Raw genomic sequence first — 17,701 nt, forward strand, 5'->3', positions numbered from 1 at the left:
CGGCGGAGGTGCCGCGTGACGGAACTGGTGCACACCCGCGCCGAGTTGGCCGCGGCGCGCGGCGGGCTCAAGGGCACCGTGGGCGTGGTGATGACCATGGGCGCCCTGCACTCGGGGCACGAGGAGCTGCTGCGGGCCGCCCGGGAGCGGGCCGACCACGTGCTGGTCACCATCTTCGTGAACCCGTTGCAGTTCGGGCCGAACGAGGACTTCGACCGCTACCCGCGCACCCTCGACGCCGATCTGGAGATCTGTCGGCGGGCCGGCGCCGACCTGGTCTTCGCCCCCTCGGTGGCGGAGATGTACCCGGACGGCCAGCCCCGGGTCCGGGTCAACCCGGGCCAGCTCGGCGAGGACCTGGAGGGGCACAGCCGGCCCGGCTTCTTCCACGGGGTGCTCACCGTGGTGCTGAAGCTGTTCCAGCTGACCCGGCCCGACCTGGCGTTCTTCGGCGAGAAGGACTACCAGCAGCTGACCCTGGTGCGGCGGATGGCCCGGGACCTCGACGTGCCGGTCGAGGTGGTCGGCGTGCCGACCGTCCGGGAGCCGGACGGGCTGGCGCTGTCCAGCCGCAACCGCTACCTCTCGCCGAGTGAGCGGCAGGCCGCGCTGAGCCTCTCGGCGGCGCTGCGGGCCGGTGCGGAGGCCGCCGACCGCGGACTGGACGCGGGCGCCGTGCTGGCCGCCGCGCACGCCGGGTTCGGCGCCGGTACGCCCGGCGCGCGGCTGGACTACCTGGTGCTCACCGACCCGGACCTGGAGCCGGGACCGGTCGCCGGCCCGGCCCGGCTGCTCATCGCGGCCTGGGTCGGCGACACCCGGCTCATCGACAACACGGCGATCCGGCTCGCCCCGCGATCCTGAACCCCACCACGTACGCGTGAAAGGCACCCCGATGCTGCGGACCATGCTCAAGTCGAAGATCCACCGGGCCACGGTGACCCAGGCCGACCTGCACTACGTCGGCTCGGTGACGGTGGACCAGGATCTGCTGGACGCCGCGGACCTGCTCCCCGGCGAGCAGGTGGCGATCGTGGACATCACCAACGGCGCCCGGCTGGAGACGTACGTCATCCCCGGCGAGCGGGGCAGCGGGGTGATCGGCATCAACGGCGCCGCCGCGCACCTGGTCCACCCCGGTGACCTGGTCATCCTGATCTCGTACGGGCAGATGGACGACGCGGAGGCCCGCGCGTACCAGCCGCGGGTGGTGCACGTGGACGCCGACAACCGGGTGATCGAGCTGGGCGCCGACCCGGCCGGGGTGGCCCCGGGCATGGTCGGCGACCCGGTGCCCAGCCCGTTCGCCGCCGTCTGAGCCGTTCCGGCCCGGCGGTCCGGCCGCCGCCGTCCCGCCGCCGGGCGGTTTCCGGCCCCGCCTCCGGTCTGTCACCGGAAGGTCATTTCTGGTTACCCTGAGCACATCGTCGGAAGACGGTCGGTGGTTGGGGGAGGCCGCGGATGCGCCGTGCGATGACCACCCGGCTCGCGGCGGTCGTCACGGCCGCCCTGCTGTCCGGCTGCGCCGGCGCCGGTGGGCTCGACGGCGACCTGGTCGACGACTGGGCCGCCCTGCCCGCGCCGGGGCCGTTCACCCCGGCCGCCGGGCTCTGCCACGAGGCGGACTTCACCGACGTGGTGCCGTTGTCGGCGTACCAGCCGGTGGACTGCGCCGCCCCGCACCGGGTGGAGACCGTGCACGTCGGCGCGTTCCCGGCCGCCCGGACGACCCCGCCGGCCAGCGGCTCGACCGAGCTGCGCGGCGCGTTCGCCGAGTGCGACGGGAAGGCCAGCGAGTACGTCGGCGACGAGTGGCGGGCCGGTCGGCTGCGGCTGGCGGTGGCGATCCCGTCCGGGCCCGGCTGGGCGGCCGGCTCCCGCTGGTTCCGCTGCGACCTGACCGAACTGACCACTGTCGAGGCGGCGGCCCGCGTGGTGACCCGCACCGGCAGCCTGCGCGACGCGCTGCGCGGGGTCTCCCCGCTGCGGCTGGGCTGCCAGCAGACCCGCGGCGGCCGGGGCGGCGCCGTGCAGACGTTGCTCCCGGTGGAGTGCGCCACCCGGCACGACGCCGAGTTCGTCGGGGTGTGGCGGGCGCCGGACGTGCCGTACCCGAGCCGGGACGCCGACTGGGTGCCGCTCTACACCGGCTGCCGCTCCGTCCTCGCCCGGTACGTCGGCGTGCCGGACGACGCGGACCTGCGCTTCCGCAGCGGGGTGGTGGTCCGCCCGCCGGGCCCCGGGCGCTGGCGGGTGGGCGACCGGGGGGTCCGCTGCCACCTCTGGCTCAGCGACCGTACGGTGACCGGCTCCCTCAAGGGCGCCGGTCCGGCCGGCCTGCCGGTGCGCATCCGGTAGCGGGACGGGGTAGCTCAAACCACTCGTCCCGCCCCCGCCGCCCGGCGCGAGGGGCGTTCGGGTTGACTGGGGGCATGGACCTTCCGACGCTCGACCTGCCGGCCCTGCCGTCGTTGCTGGTCGCGCCCGCCCCCGGCTGGGTGGAGACCACCGACGTGATCGTGGTCGGCTCCGGGGTGGCCGGGCTCACCGCCGCGCTGCACCTGCGCGAGGCCGGGCTGCACGTCACCGTGGTCACGAAGGTCAACATCGACGACGGGTCGACCCGCTGGGCGCAGGGCGGCATCGCCGCGGTGCTCGACCCGCACGACACCCCCGCCGCGCACGCCTCCGACACCGAGGTCGCCGGCGTCGGCCTCTGCGACCCGGCAGCGGTGCGGGTACTGGTCGAGGAGGGGCCGACCCGGCTGCGCGAGCTGATGCGGATCGGCGCCGAGTTCGACCGCAACCCGGACGGCTCGCTGATGCTGACCCGCGAGGGCGGGCACCGGGCCAACCGGATCGTGCACGCCGGCGGCGACGCGACCGGGGCCGAGGTGCAGCGGGCGCTGCACGCGGCGGTGCGCCGCGACCCGTGGATCCGGCTTGTCGAGCACGCCCTGGTGCTGGACCTGCTCCGGGCGCCCGGCGACGGCCCGGGCGGGCTCGGCGCGGCCTGCGGGATCACCCTGCACGTGCTCGGCGAGGGCAGCGAGGACGGCGTGGGCGCCATCCTGGCCCGGGCGGTGGTGCTGGCCACCGGCGGGATGGGGCAGGTCTTCGCGGCCACCACCAACCCCGCGGTGTCCACCGGCGACGGGGTGGCGCTGGCCATGCGGGCCGGCGCGGCGGTGACCGACGTGGAGTTCGTCCAGTTCCACCCGACCGCGCTGATCGTGCCGGAGCACGCCCGGGTGCCCGGCGCCGGGCACGCCCAGCAGCCGCTGGTCTCCGAGGCGCTGCGCGGCGAGGGCGCCCACCTGGTCGACGCGGACGGCAAGCGGTTCATGGTCGGCCAGCACGAGCTGGCCGAGCTGGCCCCCCGGGACGTGGTGGCCAAGGGTATCCACCGGGTGCTGCTGGCCACCGGCGCCGACCACGTCTTCCTGGACGCCCGGCACCTCGGTGGCGACTGGCTGGCCCGGCGGTTCCCCACCATCGTGGCGTCCTGCCTTGCCATCGGGGTAGACCCCGGGGTCGACCTGATCCCGGTCGCCCCGGCCGCCCACTACGCCTCCGGCGGCGTCCGCACCGACCTGCACGGCCGCACCTCGATCCCCGGCCTGTACGCCTGCGGCGAGGTGGCCTGCACCGGGGTGCACGGCGCGAACCGGCTGGCCAGCAACTCGCTGCTGGAGGGGCTGGTCTTCTCCCGGCGGATCGCCGAGCACATCGCCACCGGCCTGCCCGAGCAGGCGCAGCCGGCGCCGACCGGCGCCTGGGTCGGCGGTGCGGGGTGGGTGGTGCCGGCGGCGGCGACCCCGGTGCTGCAACGGGCGATGACCCGGGGCGCCGGCGTGCTCCGCTCGGCGGCGACGCTGGCGCAGACCGCGGCGGCCCTGGGCGAGGTCGGCTCCGGTCGGGGCACCCCACGCACCGCCGACTGGGAGGCGACGAACCTGGTCACCGTGGCGTCGACCCTGGTCGCCGCCGCGTACGCCCGCCGGGAGACCCGGGGCTGCCACTGGCGGGAGGACTTCCCGACGGCCGACGAGCGGTGGCTCGGCCACCTGGTCGGCGCGATCGGGGCGCAGGGCCGGTTGGCGCAGCAGTGGGAGGAGACGCGATGACGGAGTCGACCGAGCGGTCGTTGCGGGCGGCCGGCCTGGACCCGGCCCGGGTACGCCGGGTGGTCGAGGACGCCCTGGTCGAGGACCTGGGCCCGGACTACCTCGACGTCACCAGCGTCGCCACCATCCCGGCCGAGCAGACGGACACGGCCGACCTGGTGGCCCGCGCCGACGGCGTGGTGGCCGGGCTGGCCGTGGCGGCGGCGGTGTTCGAGCTGGTCGGCGAGGTGACCGGCGGCGCGCGTACGGTCGAGGTGTCGCTGGTCGCCCGGGACGGCGAGCGGGTGGCCCGCGGCGACGTGCTGGCCACGGTGACCGGGCCGACCCGGCTGCTGCTCACCGCCGAGCGCACCGCGCTCAACCTGCTCTGCCGGATGTCCGGGGTGGCCACCCACACCCGGGCCTGGGCGGACGCGCTGGCCGGCACGAAGGCGATGGTGCTCGACACCCGCAAGACCACCCCGGGCCTGCGCGCCCTGGAGAAGTACGCGGTCCGGGCCGGTGGCGGCACCAACAAGCGGATGGGGCTGCACGACGTCGCCATGATCAAGGACAACCACAAGCTGGCGGCCGGCGGCATCACCCCGGCGTACCGGCGGGTCCGGGACGCGTTCCCGGACGTGCCGGTGCAGGTGGAGGTGACCACGCTGGCCGAGGCGGTGGAGGCGGTCGAGGCCGGCGCGAACTTCCTGCTCTGCGACAACATGACGCCGGAGGCGCTGACCGAGGTGGTGGCCGCGGTCGGCGACCGGGCCGAGCTGGAGGCGACCGGCGGGCTGACCCTGGAGGTGGCCGCCCGGTACGCGGCGACCGGCGTCGACTTCCTCTCGGTCGGCGCGCTCACCCACTCCTCGCCGATCCTCGACATCGCCATGGACCTGCGCACCGAGTGACGGTGCGGCGCGCGGCCACGGCGGCGCCGGTCGGGAGTCGTGCGGGGTGGCCGGGGCGAGGGCTCGGGTGGTCGGGCCGGCCGGCTCAGGCCGCGGCCCGGGTGGTGAGGGCGGCCGGCCCCACCAGGTTGAAGATCACCTGACTCTCGGTGTCGTCCCGGTGGTCCAGGCCGTACTTGGCCCGGAAGAGCTGGAGCGCGCGGTGGTAGATTCCGGGCTCCAGCTCGTCGGCCTCGCCCAGGGCGAAGGTCTGGCCGGCGGCCTCCGGCCGCTGGAGCACCACGCTCAACCCGGTCAGCCCGTGCCGGGCCACGTTCCGGACCAGGTCGCTGCCGGCGATGTACCAGGTGCCGTCGACCCGCACGTAGCGCGCCTCGCAGGTCTCCAGGTCCCGCCCGTCCTGGCGCAGGCAGAGTTGCAGGCTCAGGCAGGAGTCGAGGTCGCGCACCGGGGCGGTCTCCCACAGCTCGGTGAACCGGTCGTCGACGAACTCGCCGAGCGGGGTGTTGACGAACGCCTCGATCTGCTGGGCGTCGAAGGTCTTGCCGCTGACCGGGAAGAACGAGATGTACGCCTTGTCGTCCCAGCGGTACATCTGCACCGACGGCGCGGTGCTGTAGAGGCGTACCCGCAGCCGGGACCGGGAGGCCGGCGGCAGCTGCTGCTGGAGCCGGCCGAAGTGGTAGAGATTGTTCATGATCGCGATGGCCGCGTCGGAGCGGCGCAGCTCCTCGGCCCGCAGCCGGACCGCCGGCGAGTCCGGGTCCAGCAGCAGCACCCGGACCGTCGCGCCGTTGGCCAGCGCGACCCGCAGGGCGGAGAGGAACCGGTTGGTGTACGGGCCCTCCAGCATGCTGGTGAACGTCTCCAGGATGGCGACGGCCTCCCGGCAGTTCGCCACCCGCTCGATCAGCGCGTCCCGGTCCAGCCGGGGGTGCTCGATGATGCTCACCGTCTGGAGCTCGCGGAAGAGCGGGTTGAGCACCACGTAGGTCAGCAGCGTCATGATCAGGGCGGCGCCGATGTTGAGGTAGAGGTCGCCGCGGAAGGTCTGCCCCGAACGCCAGGACTGCACGATCATCCAGAGCGCGCCACCGGTCAGCGCGGCCAGCACCAGCACGTGCCGACGGCGCCGGCGCAGGGTGTTGCGCCCGCGGGCCCACCACATCCCCGACATGTCCGCTCCCCGTCCGGCCCCGCCGTGGATAGACCTATGTTCATGTCACGATCCGTCCAGGATACGGTTCGTCGGCCGCTGCGCGCCCGCCCGTACCGGCGTTGTCTAGGCTTCGGGCGTGCTGCTCTGCATCGACATCGGAAACACCAACACCGTGCTGGCGACCTTCGACGGCGACAAGCTGGTGCACTCCTGGCGGATCAAGACCGATGCGCGCTCGACGGCGGACGAGCTGGGGCTGAAGTTCCGGGGCCTGCTCGCCGGGGACGCCGTCGAGATCACCGGGGTGGCCGCCTGCTCCACGGTGCCGGCCGCGCTGCGCTCGCTGCGCACCATGCTGTCCCGCTACTACGCGGACCTGCCGAGCGTGATCGTCGAGCCCGGGGTGCGTACCGGGGTGCAGCTCGCCATCGACAACCCGAAGGAGGTGGGCGCCGACCGGGTGGTCAACACCCTGGCCGCCTACACCCTCTACGGCGGGCCGTCGATCGTGGTGGACTTCGGCACCACCACCAACTTCGACGTGATCAGCGGCCGGGGCGAGTTCCTCGGCGGCGCCTTCGCGCCCGGCATCGAGATCTCCTTCGACGCGCTCGCCGCCCGCGCGGCCCAGCTGCGCAAGGTCGAGGCCACCCGGCCCCGGTCGGTGATCGGCAAGAACACCGTGGAGTGCCTCCAGTCCGGCCTCTACTTCGGCTTCGCCGGCCAGGTGGACCGGATCGTCGAGCGGATGACCGAGGAACTGGGCGAGGTGCGGGCCGTCATCGCCACCGGCGGGCTGGCCTCGCTGGTGATCAACGAGTGCCGGACCATCACCCACCACGAGCCGATGATCACGCTGATCGGCCTGCGGATGGTCTACGAGCGCAACGTCTGAGCGCGGTTCAGCGCCGTCGGGACCGGAACACCAGCGTCTGGTACGGCAGCCCGACGGTGTCCCGCCCGGCCAGGTCGGGGTGGGTGGCGAAGAGGTCGCGCAGCTCCCGGTCGACCTTCCGGCGTTCCTTCGCCGTCGCGGTGAGCCAGTACGAGCGGGTGTGCAGCAGCTCGATCACCTCGTCCGGGGTGAGCGTGCTCGTGTGGGCGAACCGGCCCAGCTCGATCGGGTCGAAGTCGGGGCCGAAGTCGGCGTACTTGTCGATCACGTTCCCCGCGCTGTCCCCGATGTGGGCGATCCGGCTCAGCTCGGCGACCCAGGAGACCTCCTCGTCCCGGACGTTCCAGATCGGCGCGAAGACGCCACCGGGCCGGACCACCCGGGCGATCTCGGCGTGCGCCCGCTCCCGGTCGAACCAGTGGTACGCCTGGCCGACGACCACCGCGTCGGCCGCCGCGTCCGGCAGCGGCACGGACTCCGCGCTGCCGGCCAGCGCGACAGTGCCCGGGGTCCCGGCGTCGAGCTGGGCCCGCATCCCGGGGTCGGGCTCGACCGGCACCGCCCGGTGGCCGAGGGCCAGCACCGCGCGGGTGAGGATGCCGGTGCCGGCGCCCAGGTCCACCACCCGGGCGGACGGGGCCAGACCGTCGAGCGCCCAGCGGACCGCCTCCTGCGGATAGCGGGGCCGGAACCGGTCGTAGTCGGCGGCCACCGCCCCGAACGAGAGCGCCTGAGTGGGGTCGGTCATGACGGGCAGGTTATCCGGTAACCGGCAACTGGGTGCTTGAGTACGCTCGGGGGTTGACCCCGCCGAACAACTCCCTCTGAGGAAGCGTGCCGTGACGACCGAGCAGAAGCCCGTGCCAGTGGATCCCGCCGACGACCTTCCCGAGCAGATGAAGGTCCGCCGGGAGAAGCGGGACCGGATGCTCGCCGACGGCGTCGAGCCGTACCCGGTCGGATTCCCGCGCACCCACACGCTGGCCGAGATCCGCCAGAAGTACGCCGACCTGCCGACCGACACCGCCACCGGCGACCGGGCCTCGGTCACCGGGCGGGTGATCTTCGTACGCAACACCGGCAAGCTCTGCTTCGCCACCCTGCGGGACGGCGACGGCACCGAGTTGCAGGCGATGCTCTCCCTCGACCGGGTCGGGCCGGAGCGGCTGGAGGACTGGAAGCGCCTGGTCGACCTCGGCGACCTCGTCGGGGTGACCGGCGAGGTGATCACCAGCCGCCGGGGTGAGCTGTCGGTGCTGGTCGAGCAGTGGGCGGTCACCGCCAAGGCGCTGCGCCCGCTGCCGGTGGCGCACAAGCCGCTCAGCGAGGAGGCCCGGGTCCGGCAGCGCTACGTCGACCTGATCGTCCGCCCGCAGGCGCGCCAGATGGTCCGCACCCGCGCGGCCACCGTACGCAGTCTGCGCGATTCCCTGCACGAGCAGGGTTTCATCGAGGTCGAGACGCCGATGCTGCAGTTGCTGCACGGTGGCGCGGCGGCCCGCCCATTCGTGACCCACAGCAATGCGCTCGCCACCGATCTGTATCTGCGAATCGCGCCGGAACTGTTTCTCAAGCGCGCCGTGGTCGGCGGCGTCGAGCGGGTCTTCGAGATCAACCGCAACTTCCGTAATGAGGGCGTCGACTCTTCGCACTCGCCGGAGTTCGCGATGCTGGAGGCCTACCAGGCGTACGGCGACTACAACACGATGGCCGAGCTGACCCGCAAACTCGTCCAGCGGGCGGCGATCGCGGTCGGTGGCTCGACGGTGGTCACCCACGCCGACGGCCGGGAGTTCGACCTCGGCGGTGAGTGGCGTTCGGTCACCCTCTTCGGGGTGCTTTCCGAGGCGCTCGGCGAAGAGGTGACAGTGCACACCGAACGGGCCCGCCTGGTGGAGTACGCCGACAAGGTCGGCCTCGCCGTCGACCCGAAGTGGGGGCCCGGCAAGCTGGCCGAGGAGCTCTTCGAGGAACTGGTGGTCCCCGGTCTGGAGGCGCCCACCTTCGTCCGGGACTACCCGGTGGAGACCAGCCCGCTCACCCGCGCGCACCGCAGCGAGCCGGGCCTGGCCGAGAAGTGGGACCTCTACGTGCTCGGTTTCGAGCTGGGCACCGCGTACTCGGAGCTGGTCGACCCGGTGGTGCAGCGGGAGCGGCTGCTGGCCCAGGCGCAGCTCGCCGCCCGCGGCGACGACGAGGCCATGCGGCTGGACGAGGACTTCCTCCGCGCGATGGAGTACGGAATGCCGCCGGCCGGGGGTATGGGAATGGGAATCGACCGGCTCTTGATGGCGCTCACCGGCCTGGGAATTCGGGAAACGATCCTGTTCCCGTTGGTGCGCCCGGAGTAGTCGCGACATCCCTCTACCGGATCGGTACCGCATCCTATTGACGCGGCGCGCGTCGCACGGGTTATTGTTCTCGCAGTTTGCAGGTACACCCTGCTCGAAAGGAATGTGGGACGTGGCCAAGCAGATCATTCACAAGCTGGTCGATGACCTGGACGGCGGGGACGCTGACGAGACCGTCAAGTTCGCCCTCGACGGCGTTCAGTACGAGATCGACCTGTCGAGTTCCAACGCCGAGAAATTGCGTGAGGTATTCGCGCCGTACGTCGGCGCGGGCACCAAGGTGGGTCGGGGCGGGGTGGTCGTCGGCGGCCGGGCGGCACGCGGCCGGGGCGGCGCCACCGCCGACCGGGAGCAGAACAAGGCGATCCGCGCCTGGGCCAAGAAGGCCGGCAAGGACATCTCCGACCGGGGCCGGATCCCCCAGGAGATCGTCGACGAGTACCACGCCACGCGCTGACGCGCCGCCACGGGCGACCCGACGCCGGGCCGGAGCACTCTCCGGGCCGGCGTCGCCGTTTCCGCCCCCGGGTCCGGTTTCGACCCCCGTGCGCGGGATCGGGCGCCGGGCGATCCGGGGGGACGGCGGGAAGAATCCCGGCGGGGCGGGCGTTGTCCACAGCCGGTGGAGGAGTTTTCCACAGCTTGTGGATGACCGTCGGACGGCCCCCTGCGCCGGCCGCGCCGACGTCGTTCCGACAGTGCGGGCGCTCTCGGGGCCCGCACGGGCCGTCCCAGGAGTGTCCCGCCGGCGGGCGGAATTTCGCTCTACGCGTAGCGCTCGGGGTACCGGAACACCCGCTGAGCGCGGACGGTTGTGCAAAACGACGCGTACACGGCTCCTGCCGGAGACACACGACCTCAGCTGAGTCGGTCCGCGGCGATAGAGTAATGAGGCAAGGACGCCCGTCCCGGGCGTTCGCGCACCGGCCCCGCCAAGATCTTTGACCATCAAGGCGCACGGCACGTGAGGAGCACGAGGGCATGTTCGAGCGGTTCACCGACCGAGCGCGACGGGTTGTCGTCCTGGCCCAGGAAGAGGCCCGGATGCTCAACCACAACTACATCGGTACGGAGCACATCCTGCTGGGCCTGATCCACGAGGGTGAGGGTGTCGCGGCAAAGGCCCTGGAGAGCCTCGGCATCTCCCTCGAGGGCGTCCGCCAGCAGGTCGAGGAGATCATCGGCCAGGGCCAGCAGGCGCCGAGCGGGCACATCCCGTTCACGCCGCGGGCCAAGAAGGTGCTGGAGCTGTCGCTGCGCGAGGCGCTGCAGCTCGGCCACAACTACATCGGCACGGAGCACATCCTGCTCGGTCTGATCCGCGAGGGTGAGGGCGTCGCCGCCCAGGTGCTGGTCAAGCTCGGTGCGGACCTCAACCGGGTCCGCCAGCAGGTGATCCAGCTGCTCTCCGGCTACCAGGGCAAGGAGCCGGCCGCGGCGGGCGCCGCGCCGGGCGAGGCCGCGCCGTCCACCAGCCTCGTGCTGGACCAGTTCGGCCGCAACCTGACCCAGGCCGCCCGCGAGGGCAAGCTCGACCCGGTCATCGGGCGCGAGAAGGAAATCGAGCGGGTCATGCAGGTGCTCTCCCGCCGTACCAAGAACAACCCGGTCCTGATCGGTGAGCCCGGCGTCGGCAAGACCGCCGTGGTGGAGGGGCTGTCCCAGAAGATCATCAAGGGCGAGGTGCCCGAGACGCTGAAGGACAAGCAGCTCTACACGCTCGACCTCGGTGCGCTGGTCGCCGGTTCCCGCTACCGCGGTGACTTCGAGGAGCGCCTCAAGAAGGTGCTCAAGGAGATCCGCACCCGGGGCGACATCATCCTGTTCATCGACGAGATCCACACCCTGGTGGGTGCGGGTGCCGCCGAGGGCGCGATCGACGCGGCGAGCATCCTCAAGCCGATGCTGGCCCGTGGCGAGCTGCAGACCATCGGCGCCACCACGCTGGACGAGTACCGCAAGCACCTGGAGAAGGACGCCGCTCTCGAGCGCCGGTTCCAGCCGATCCAGGTGGGTGAGCCGTCGCTGGCCCACACCATCGAGATCCTCAAGGGGCTGCGCGACCGCTACGAGGCGCACCACCGGGTGAGCATCACCGACGCGGCCCTGGTCGCGGCGGCGACGCTGGCCGACCGCTACATCTCCGACCGCTTCCTGCCGGACAAGGCGATCGACCTGATCGACGAGGCCGGCGCCCGGATGCGGATCCGCCGGATGACCGCGCCGCCAGACCTGCGCGACTTCGACGAGCGCATCGCCCAGGTGCGTCGCGACAAGGAGTCGGCGATCGACGCGCAGGACTTCGAGCGCGCCGCGCAGCTGCGCGACAAGGAGAAGCAGCTCCTCGGCCAGAAGGCCCAGCGGGAGAAGGAGTGGAAGGCCGGTGACCTGGACGTCGTCAGCGAGGTCGACGACGAGCAGATCGCCGAGGTGCTCGGCAACTGGACCGGCATCCCGGTCTACAAGCTGACCGAGGAGGAGACCTCGCGCCTGCTGCGCATGGAGGACGAGCTGCACAAGCGCGTCATCGGCCAGGAGGACGCGGTCAAGGCGGTCTCGAAGGCGATCCGGCGTACCCGCGCCGGCCTGAAGGACCCGAAGCGTCCCTCGGGCTCGTTCATCTTCGCCGGCCCGTCCGGCGTCGGTAAGACCGAGCTCTCCAAGGCGCTCGCCGAGTTCCTGTTCGGCAGCGAGGACGCCCTCATCCAGCTGGACATGTCCGAGTTCCACGACCGCTACACGGTCTCCCGGCTGGTGGGTGCTCCTCCCGGCTACGTCGGCTACGACGAGGGCGGGCAGCTGACCGAGAAGGTGCGGCGTCGGCCGTTCTCGGTGGTCCTCTTCGACGAGATCGAGAAGGCCCACCCGGACGTGTTCAACACGCTGCTCCAGATCCTGGAGGACGGTCGGCTCACCGACGGTCAGGGCCGGATCGTGGACTTCAAGAACACGGTCATCATCCTGACCACCAACCTGGGCACGCGCGACGTGGCCAAGGCGGTGTCGCTCGGCTTCCAGGCGTCGGAGGACTCCGAGTCCAACTACGACCGGATGAAGCAGAAGGTCAACGACGAGCTCAAGCAGCACTTCCGGCCCGAGTTCCTGAACCGGATCGACGACACCATCGTCTTCCACCAGCTGCGGGAGAACGAGATCCTCTCGATCGTGGACATCATGATCGCGCGGATCGAGACCCAGCTGCGGAACAAGGACATGGGTCTGGAGCTGACCGACAACGCCAAGAAGTACCTGGCGAAGAAGGGCTTCGACCCGGTGCTCGGTGCGCGTCCGCTGCGTCGCACGATCCAGCGCGACATCGAGGACAACCTCTCCGAGCGGATCCTCTTCAACGAGCTGACCCCGGGTCAGATCGTGGTGGTGGACTGCGAGGGCGACCCGAGCAACATCGACAAGTCCAAGCTCGTCTTCCGGGGCGCCGACAAGCCGGTCGACGTGCCGGACGCGGTCCCGGCCGACCTCGGCGGCACCGCCGCCGCGGGCGCGGACGAGTAAGGCCGAACAGCACGAGGGCGACGGCCCGGTGGCACCCGCCACCGGGCCGTCGCCCTTTCTGCGCCCCGCCCACCCTCGCCCCCGACCGCGCGCCTCGGGCCAGGGCGTACGCCCGTTGAAACACCTGCGCATCGTCAGCCGACCATGGGCGGCCCGGCCCGCCCGGCTCGGCTCCGCCCGACTCGCCGGGCTCGGCTCGGCCCGCCCGACTCGGCCCGGCCCGGCTCGGCCCGCCCGGCTCGCCGGGCTCGGCTCGGCCCGCTCGGCTCGCCGGGCTCGGCTCGGCCCGCTCGGCTCGCCGGGCTCGGCTCGGCCCGCTCGGCTCGCCGGGCTCGGCTCGGCCCGCTCGGCTCGCCGGGGGCCTGGCTCGGCTCGGCCCGCCCGGCTCGGCCCGCCCGGCTCGGCCCGCCCGGCCCGGCCCGGCGCGGCGCCGCGCAGCGGCGGGCTCGGCGGCGTGGTGTCAGGTGGCGGGCGTGGGCGTGTCGCCGGTCAGCCGGAAGGAGGAGTCGTCGGCCGGCTCGACCAGGCCGTCCTGGACCAGCGCGGCCAGGGCCCGGGACCGCTGTACGTCGTCCGCCCACACCTGGTCGAGTCGCTGGCGCGGCACCGGGCCGGTGGCCTCCCGCAGCACCCCGAGCAGCAGCCCGCGGACCTGCCGGTCGGTGCCGGCGTACCGCTGGGGACGCCGGGTCGGGCCGGCCGGCGCGGGCTGGCCGGAGGCGCGCCAGGCACAGACCGACTCGGCCGGGCACCCGGCACAGCGGGGCGCCCGGGCGGTGCAGACGACCGCGCCCAGCTCCATGAACGCCGCGCTGGCCAGCGCCGCGGCGGCCGGCTCGGCGGGCAGCAGTTCCTCGGTGGCGACCAGGTCGGCGGGCCGGGTCACCGGCCCGGCGTCCGGCTCACCGGCCACCGCCCGGGCGACCACCCGCCGCACGTTGGTGTCCACCACCGGGTGCCGCTGCCCGTACGCGAACGCGGCCACCGCCCGGGCCGTGTACGTGCCGATGCCCGGCAGGGCCAGCAGGTGGTCCAGCCGGTCCGGCACCCGGCCGCCGTGCCGCTGCACGATCGCCACCGCGCACTCGCGCAGCCGGACCGCGCGTCGGGGGTAGCCGAGCCGTCCCCACATCCGGATCGCCTCGGCCGGGGTGTCCGCCGCCAGCGCGGCGGGCTCCGGCCAGCGCGCCAGCCACGCCTGCCAGGCGGGGACCACCCGGACCACCGGGGTCTGCTGGAGCATGACCTCGCTGACCAGGATCGCCCACGGGCTCACGTCCGGTGCGCGCCATGGCAGATCACGGGCGTTCTCCTGGTACCACCGGCTGACCAGGGTGGTGAAGGTGGGTGCACTCATCGCGGAGCCGATGATGTCACGCGGCCCGGTCCCGCAGGTTGGGCGGCCCGGGCGGGCCGTCGCGGCGACGGCGGACGGATCGGGCAGAATGCCCGGATGAACGAGCTCGCGATCACCGTCATCGGCCGGGACCGGCCGGGCATCGTGGCCGACGTCGCCGAGGTGCTCGCCCGGCTCGGCGCGAACCTCACCGACAGCACGATGACCCGGCTGCGCGGGCACTTCGCGATGACGCTGATCTGCGTCGGCCCGGCCGCCGCCGAGGTGGAGGCCGCGCTGGCCCCGCTCGCCGCCGACGGCCAGCTGCTGGCGACCGTACGCGCGGTCACCCCGGACGGTGAGCTGGCCCCGGGCGGCGAGCCGTACGTGATGGCGGTGCACGGCGCCGACCGGCTCGGCATCGTGGCCGCGATGACCCGGGTGCTCGCCGACGCGGGCGGCAACGTCACCGACCTGAGCACCCGTCTCACCGGGACGCTCTACGTGGTGGTCGCCGAGGTGGACCTCCCGCCCGGCACCGCCGACGCGCTCGCCGGCCGGCTGGCCGAGACGGCAGCCGAGCTGGGCGTCGGGGTGAGCCTCCGGCCGGCCGACCCGGATCTGCTGTGACCGGCGACGCGAACGCACCGGACGTCGACGGGTACGCCGGCCTCGGCGACTGGACCCCGGACACGCTGGCCGTGCCGGGGGAGGTGCGTCCGGTGGTGGCCGCCCCGCACCCGGTGCTCAGCCGGCCCGGCGGCGAGGTGGACCCGACCTCGGCGGAGACCGTGCGGCTGGCCGCCGACCTGATCGCCACCATGCGGGTGTCGCCGGGCTGTGTCGGCCTGGCCGCCCCGCAGGTCGGGGTGGGGGCGCAGGTCTTCGCGGTGGACGTCACCGGCCACCCGAAGGCGGTCACCGTGCACGGCACCTTCGTGCTCTGCAACGCCCGGGTGGTCGAGGCGACCCGGTGGAAGCCGGGGCGCGAGGGCTGCATGTCGGTGCCCGACCTGACCGGCGACGTGAAGCGGGCCAGCCGGCTGGTGGTGGAGGGCGTGCTGCCCGGCACCGGTGCGCCGGTGCGGCTGGTCACCGACGGGTTCGAGGCGCGGGCCCTGCAACACGAGATCGACCACTGCGCCGGGCTGCTCTTCCTCGACCGGGTCGCCGGCGCGCACGCCGTCTACCAGCGCAAGGTCTATCTCTGACGGCGAGGGCCGGCGGCCGGCCGCAGGTGCGGTGCGAGGGTCGCGGGCGGTCGCCGCGCGGGACCGCGACCGTCGTGAGTGGAGGGTTGATCCGGTGAGCAGTCGACACCCCGGCGCGTCGCGGCGGGCTGGGAGGCGGTCGCCGCTACGGTGGGGGGCATCATGCGTCTGACGGTCGGCCCCCTGCCACCCGCCGTTTACTGGCGGCGTCGCGCCGTCGTACTCGGAGCGGGGCTTCTTTTCCTGATTGTCCTGCTCTACTCCTGCACCGGCTCGGATCCGGATCGGAAGACGACCGGCGGCGCGCAGCCGAGCGCCAGCGCCACGTCGTCCGCCGCCACGCCGGAACCCACCGGCTCGGTGCTCACCCCGCAGACCGGCGCACCGCCGTCGGGCGACGCGGGCTCCGCCGAACCGTCGGGGGAGCCGACCGTCACCAACGGTCCGGTCGCCGGTGCGCCGGTGGTCGACGACGGCACCTGCACCGACGTCGAGATCACCGTGACCCCGGTGGCGCGGCCCGCGTCGGTGGTCCGCGGTGCGGTGGTGGACCTGCAACTGAAGATCAAGAACCGGTCCGAGCGGACCTGCAGCCGCGACGTCGGCGCCGACGCGCAGGAGTTGTTCATCAAGTCCGGGGCCGAGAAGATCTGGTCGTCCGACACCTGCGGCACCGGCAAGGGCCGCGACGTGCAGTCGTTCACGCCCGGCTTCGAGCGGTCCTACCAGGTCGGCTGGAACGGCAAGTCGTCCAGCCGCTGCGCGAACGGGGTGGCCGCGGGCGAGGTCCCGCCGGCCGGGACGTACCAGGTCTTCGCCCGGGTCGGCAGCAAGCTCAGCGAGCCTGTCAAGCTCACCCTCACCGGCTGACCGCCCACGGGGCCGGCCGGGCCGGCGGTCAGCCCGTAGCGGCCGGTCAGACGTAGCGTTCCAGGATGGACGCCTCGGCGAGCCGGGACAGCCCCTCCCGTACGCCGCGGGCGCGGGCGTCGCCCACCCCCTCGACGGCCTGGAGGTCCTCCACGGTCGCGCCGAGCAGCCGCTGGAGGCTGCCGAAGTGCAGCACCAGCCGGTCCACCACGGCGACCGGCAGCCGGGGCACCTTGGCCAGCAGCCGGAAGCCGCGCGGGCTCACCGCGGCGTCCAGCGCGTCCGAGGCGGCCGGGTAGCCGATCGCCTTGGCCACCGAGACCAGGTCGATCAGCTCGGTGGCACCGAGCAGGTCCAGCTCGACCAGCGCCTCGTCGAGGGTGCGCGACTTGCGGCCGGCCGGGAGGTAGTCGCGGATGACCAGGGTGCGGTCGGCGTCCACGCCGGCCATCAGCTCGTCGAGCTGGAGGGCCAGCAGCCGGCCGTCGGTGCCCAGCTCCACCACGTAGCCGGCGATCTCGTCGGCGATCCGGCGGACCATCTCCAGCCGCTGCACCACCGCCACCGCGTCGCGTACGGTGACCAGATCCTCGATCTCCAGCGCGGAGAGGGTGCCGGAGACCTCGTCCAGCCGCAGCTTGTAGCGCTCCAGCGTGGCCAGCGCCTGGTTGGCCCGGGACAGGATCGCCGCCGAGTCGTCGAGCACGTGCCGCTGGCCGTTGACGTAGAGGCTGATGATCCGCATCGACTGGCTTACCGAGATCACCGGATAGCCGGTCTGCCGGGCGACCCGCTCGGCGGTGCGGTGCCGGGTGCCGGACTCCTCGGTGGGGATGGTCGGGTCGGGCATCAGGTGCACAGCGGCCCGGACGATCCGGGTGCCGTCGCTGGAGAGCACCACGGCCCCGTCCATCTTGCACAGCTCGCGGACCCGGGTGGCGGAGAACTCGACGTCCAGCGGGAACCCGCCGGTGCAGAGACCCTCGACGACCTTGTCGTAGCCGAGGACGATCAGCGCGCCCGTACGGCCGCGCAGGATCCGCTCCAGCCCGTCGCGCAGCGCGGTGCCGGGCGCCATGAGGGCCAGGTTGGCCCGGAGCGGATCGCCGGCGGAACTGCCGCCCCCGGTCACGTTGACGCTGATCGGACGGGCGGGCGAGCCCACGGCGCCGGTGCGGGCGTGGGGCGTCGCGCCGGCAGGCTTGGTGGTATCGCGGTCGATCGGCACGGGCACAGTCTACGGACTGCCCTGCGGTGGGTGCTGTCGTGGTTACTGTGATGTGTCGCGATGTCCGGTGCGGGTGGTGCGCACCGACCCTTGCGTGATGCCCGGTATCGCCCCGGCC

Annotated in this window: 16 protein-coding genes; 12 read left to right on the top strand and 4 right to left on the bottom strand. The window is 73.2% G+C overall.

The annotated features are described in order from the left end of the window. Nucleotides 1-15: 15 nt before the first annotated feature. The 5 genes from panC (at nucleotide 16) to nadC (ending at nucleotide 5,020) form a co-directional block, all read left to right on the top strand. Complete coding sequence (panC, locus tag SM577_RS03750) at nucleotides 16-864, top strand: pantoate--beta-alanine ligase (RefSeq protein ID WP_302920644.1); 849 nt, start codon at nucleotides 16-18, stop codon at nucleotides 862-864. 31 nt (nucleotides 865-895) lie between these two features. Then, nucleotides 896-1,318, top strand: a complete 423-nt coding sequence (gene panD / locus SM577_RS03755; protein WP_302921013.1) for an aspartate 1-decarboxylase — start codon at nucleotides 896-898, stop codon at nucleotides 1,316-1,318. A 143-nt stretch (nucleotides 1,319-1,461) separates the two neighbouring features. After that, a complete protein-coding gene (locus SM577_RS03760) occupies nucleotides 1,462-2,358 on the top strand; it encodes a septum formation family protein (protein ID WP_474586296.1) in 897 nt (298 codons plus the stop codon). Nucleotides 2,359-2,432: 74 nt separating this feature from the next. Then, nucleotides 2,433-4,127: an L-aspartate oxidase gene (locus SM577_RS03765; protein ID WP_474580833.1), complete on the top strand. Its 1,695-nt coding sequence runs from the start codon at nucleotides 2,433-2,435 to the stop codon at nucleotides 4,125-4,127. Next, complete coding sequence (nadC, locus tag SM577_RS03770) at nucleotides 4,124-5,020, top strand: carboxylating nicotinate-nucleotide diphosphorylase (RefSeq protein ID WP_302920647.1); 897 nt, start codon at nucleotides 4,124-4,126, stop codon at nucleotides 5,018-5,020. The genes SM577_RS03765 and nadC overlap by 4 nt, the downstream gene beginning before the upstream one ends. A gap of 85 nt (nucleotides 5,021-5,105) precedes the next feature. Here the strand turns inward: nadC and SM577_RS03775 are convergent, their stop codons facing one another. Beyond that, a complete protein-coding gene (locus SM577_RS03775) occupies nucleotides 5,106-6,197 on the bottom strand; it encodes an acyl-CoA synthetase family protein (protein WP_302920648.1) in 1,092 nt (363 codons plus the stop codon). A gap of 118 nt (nucleotides 6,198-6,315) precedes the next feature. Here SM577_RS03775 and SM577_RS03780 point away from each other — a divergent pair, with 118 nt between their 5' ends. Beyond that, nucleotides 6,316-7,074 carry a type III pantothenate kinase gene (locus tag SM577_RS03780; RefSeq protein WP_302920649.1) on the top strand — a complete coding sequence of 253 codons (759 nt, stop codon included), beginning with the start codon at nucleotides 6,316-6,318 and terminating at the stop codon, nucleotides 7,072-7,074. A gap of 7 nt (nucleotides 7,075-7,081) precedes the next feature. Here the strand turns inward: SM577_RS03780 and SM577_RS03785 are convergent, their stop codons facing one another. Then, nucleotides 7,082-7,822, bottom strand: a complete 741-nt coding sequence (locus tag SM577_RS03785) for a class I SAM-dependent methyltransferase (RefSeq protein WP_474586297.1) — start codon at nucleotides 7,820-7,822, stop codon at nucleotides 7,082-7,084. Nucleotides 7,823-7,970: 148 nt separating this feature from the next. Between SM577_RS03785 and lysS the strand changes: the two genes are divergently transcribed. The 3 genes from lysS (at nucleotide 7,971) to SM577_RS03800 (ending at nucleotide 12,938) form a co-directional block, all read left to right on the top strand. Continuing rightward, entirely contained in the window at nucleotides 7,971-9,425 is a 1,455-nt protein-coding gene (gene lysS, locus SM577_RS03790; RefSeq protein WP_474586447.1) for a lysine--tRNA ligase, read from the top strand. A 112-nt stretch (nucleotides 9,426-9,537) separates the two neighbouring features. Continuing rightward, nucleotides 9,538-9,882 carry a histone-like nucleoid-structuring protein Lsr2 gene (locus SM577_RS03795; RefSeq protein ID WP_197700191.1) on the top strand — a complete coding sequence of 115 codons (345 nt, stop codon included), beginning with the start codon at nucleotides 9,538-9,540 and terminating at the stop codon, nucleotides 9,880-9,882. 524 nt (nucleotides 9,883-10,406) lie between these two features. After that, entirely contained in the window at nucleotides 10,407-12,938 is a 2,532-nt protein-coding gene (locus tag SM577_RS03800; protein WP_088996392.1) for an ATP-dependent Clp protease ATP-binding subunit, read from the top strand. A 460-nt stretch (nucleotides 12,939-13,398) separates the two neighbouring features. On the opposite strand, the gene SM577_RS03805 is transcribed toward SM577_RS03800, so the two are convergent. After that, nucleotides 13,399-14,295 carry an HhH-GPD family protein gene (locus SM577_RS03805; RefSeq protein WP_302920651.1) on the bottom strand — a complete coding sequence of 299 codons (897 nt, stop codon included), beginning with the start codon at nucleotides 14,293-14,295 and terminating at the stop codon, nucleotides 13,399-13,401. Between the two features lie 96 nt (nucleotides 14,296-14,391). On the opposite strand from SM577_RS03805, the gene SM577_RS03810 reads away from it, so the two are divergent. The 3 genes from SM577_RS03810 to SM577_RS03820 all read left to right on the top strand — a co-directional run bounded on the left by SM577_RS03810 (nucleotide 14,392) and on the right by SM577_RS03820 (nucleotide 16,355). Further along, entirely contained in the window at nucleotides 14,392-14,904 is a 513-nt protein-coding gene (locus SM577_RS03810) for a glycine cleavage system transcriptional repressor (RefSeq protein WP_302920652.1), read from the top strand. Then, the gene (locus SM577_RS03815) at nucleotides 14,901-15,485 is read left to right on the top strand and encodes a peptide deformylase (protein ID WP_474586298.1); all 585 of its coding nucleotides are present in this window, start codon (nucleotides 14,901-14,903) and stop codon (nucleotides 15,483-15,485) included. The genes SM577_RS03810 and SM577_RS03815 overlap by 4 nt, the downstream gene beginning before the upstream one ends. 162 nt (nucleotides 15,486-15,647) lie before the next feature. Further along, complete coding sequence (locus tag SM577_RS03820) at nucleotides 15,648-16,355, top strand: hypothetical protein (protein ID WP_302920654.1); 708 nt, start codon at nucleotides 15,648-15,650, stop codon at nucleotides 16,353-16,355. A gap of 46 nt (nucleotides 16,356-16,401) precedes the next feature. Here the strand turns inward: SM577_RS03820 and disA are convergent, their stop codons facing one another. Continuing rightward, nucleotides 16,402-17,583 (bottom strand): DNA integrity scanning diadenylate cyclase DisA, encoded by a 1,182-nt coding sequence (gene disA / locus SM577_RS03825; RefSeq protein WP_088997993.1) that lies wholly within the window; start codon nucleotides 17,581-17,583, stop codon nucleotides 16,402-16,404. Nucleotides 17,584-17,701: the final 118 nt, after the last annotated feature.

The organism is Micromonospora desertarenae, assembly GCF_056150265.1.